The sequence below is a fragment of the Psychrobacter vallis genome (assembly GCF_904846715.1).
GTDB classification, from domain to species: Bacteria; Pseudomonadota; Gammaproteobacteria; order Pseudomonadales; family Moraxellaceae; genus Psychrobacter; species Psychrobacter vallis.
In genome coordinates, this window is sequence record NZ_CAJHBU010000041.1 from 1 (window position 1) to 2621 (window position 2621).

General features: G+C 35.2%; 4 protein-coding genes. All 4 read right to left on the bottom strand.

Translation table 11 applies throughout. The features are described 5' to 3' along the window. A partial coding sequence (locus tag JMY02_RS13455; protein WP_201599163.1) for a hypothetical protein occupies positions 1–994 on the bottom strand: 994 nt, incomplete at its 3' end. A gap of 157 nt (positions 995–1151) precedes the next feature. Then, complete coding sequence (locus tag JMY02_RS13460; protein ID WP_201599164.1) at positions 1152–1676, bottom strand: hypothetical protein; 525 nt, start codon at positions 1674–1676, stop codon at positions 1152–1154. After that, positions 1673–2104: a hypothetical protein gene (locus tag JMY02_RS13465; protein ID WP_201599165.1), complete on the bottom strand. Its 432-nt coding sequence runs from the start codon at positions 2102–2104 to the stop codon at positions 1673–1675. Before JMY02_RS13465 ends, JMY02_RS13460 begins: the two co-directional genes overlap by 4 nt. Positions 2105–2106: 2 nt before the next feature. After that, the coding region (locus JMY02_RS13470; protein ID WP_201599167.1) for a hypothetical protein at positions 2107–2621 on the bottom strand (515 nt) is incomplete at its 5' end.

The following is a 2621-nucleotide window of genomic DNA, read 5'->3' on the forward strand; positions in this document are numbered from 1 at the left end:
TAAACCAATAACCAGATTTAGGGCAGGGTTGTCCTGCTTGGCAACGGCCTTGGACTTGACTGGTGATTTCGGGTTTAGTCTTCGGCTGATCTTCGTAGTAAGGAGTCATATCTTCGCCAGCTTCTTGACGTTCGATAAACTCTTCATAAGTAATTTTATAAGGGTCGATTGATACAAATTTGCTGGTATCGATGCCTGTCTCGTTAAGCACGAGTGGCAGGGTATAATCAGGTTGGCCTTGCTGAATCTCTAAACCCATTTCAATGGCTTGAGTTTCTGATTGTAATCTCCATGTGGATATTTCGGAATATAATTTAATATACTCCTCTTCCCAATTTTCTCTATGGTCTGCTCCTACCGTTTGCTTAACGACTTCAATTGGATCACTTATGTCCAGGCTCATTAAGTAGTGACGATTATTTGTAGCAGGGTCTGTATCTCTAATGTACATAATATCCATAAAAGCATCAGTTCCATGCCGTAACTGCCACGTGTGTATACTGTCCAATTCCATCCATTCTTCAAATGTAAGAGTGCGCGTAAAGTCTAAACCCAAACTACTTGTATGATCTGCAAGTGTAAAAGTAAAACTGTCTTCTTTAGATAAGCGAGGTGAACCTATATCCTTATTGTATACCCAGCCTTTGTCTTTTAGCTCTTTGAATAAGGCCATTGTTTTCTTGTAAGCATCTTCATCTGTGATGCCATCAGAATCTTTGTTGTAGATAAAAGTAACATCGTAGTTTGTTAGTAAACTGTCAGCTCTTTTTACATTATCATAGGAATTAACAGACATAACACCATCTAATTGAAATTCTCCATCGGGATATTTGAAAACTATTTTACTCTCTTGAAAACGTGGAAAGTCATAACCTTGGAATGTCACACCCATAGGTTGAACATCAGCACTTTGATACTTTTTATATTCATAATTATTCTTATATAACTCTTTAGCAGATATATTTAGAGATATTTCTAACGGTTTATCAGGCATGGTAATCTCTTTTTCTGCTTGGCAAGCAGTAGCTATTAATATGATAAAAAAAGAAGTAATGAACCTTAATCGCTTCAACATATCTATCTACTCATTCAGATCAAACATCAAAGTGCACTGCTTCTTACTTATTGCTATTCTAATTTCTATCATTAAGTCAATCGAGTTTTTGGCTGTTATAAGAGTTTACAGCATCATATGTTTTAACCGCATCAAAGCTTGTGTTTAAATAACCGATTGACTGTAGTTGCAACATTTCTTCTGATGTTAAACTTGACATATTATTTACTTTGTCTATTATATGACTACTGACCATTTCTTCAGAAATTAAACGTGCTCTCTTTCGTACTGCGGAGCTTTTTGCCTTATCTGTTGATAAAGCTACAAAATATTCAAGTGGAGCTGCACCATTTTTAAGCATACATATCTTATAGTTGATATCTGAACGATATAATATGTAATCTTTAACTTTTTTTATGTCAATTTCACTTATCTTCTTTAAAGTACTTTCATCAGGTAAAGTTCTGCTTTTTTCTTCAGCGGTGCATAGATCTATAGTGTTCTCGTACTTTTCTATTGCGGATTCTAGAGTAATTTTATCTTCTAATTGTGTCTCTGTTTTAGCACAAGCCGGTACTGAAAATATGATTAATACTAATGAAAAGAATATAGTTTTTTTCATGGTATACATCCATCGTAAATAGATCTAAAGAATTTAATTTCATCGTTACTTGCTCCATTACTTTGAAGGTCAATGACAGCCATACCTGCTATGTCTTCAACTTTTCGTCGAGTTATCTTACTCACGTCTCTCATACCTTCTGCAAGCATTATCCAGTCTGTTGATTTTACTGCAACTTCTGCATTTAAAGTTGTTCCACCTATAAAGACAGTAGCTACTCCTCCTATACCTAAAAATCTTGTTAGCCAGCTACCAAGTTTAAGACGAGAGTTAATATCATCTAAATATTCAGATCCCTTTGCACTGAGCACCAAATTATCAAATACAGGACAAGCTTTTAAATTTTTGTTCCCCTTTGTAATATTTACCTGTTTTGTTTTACCATCTAAAGTAGTTTTATCTGTAGAATATTGAGGCGGTTTTTGCATAACTAATAATCTCCATTCGTTGATAGATAGAGGTGAACATTAAATTTTTCTTCAATTGATGATACAAGGTTTTCAGTTTCACCCTCAGCATTAGTGATTCCAAAATAAATTAACTCTTTTATCTCAGATATTGCACGATAATGAACATGACTATAAGGGTTACCATCATCATCAGTAAACTTAAATTTAACTTTATAAAGTTCAATAGATCCCCAAGGGTCTTCATTTCTTAGATGCACTTTAATCTTATTAGAGTCAGAACTATAGAAATTCTCCGTACTTCCCTCAGTATCAGTTATACCTTCAAACGTCTCTTTTGTATTCTCATTTATAGCAACATAGGGCGTATTAGCGTAAGGAATATCATCGTCGTCAGCAAACTTAAACTGAGCTTTGTACATTGCACCAGCTATCAAACTCGGCAACCCCGCCAATCCAAGTCCATCCATTCCACCCCCAGCCTTACTATGCTTACCACCTTTCTCCGTAAACGATTTTGCACTGATGGTGATATCAC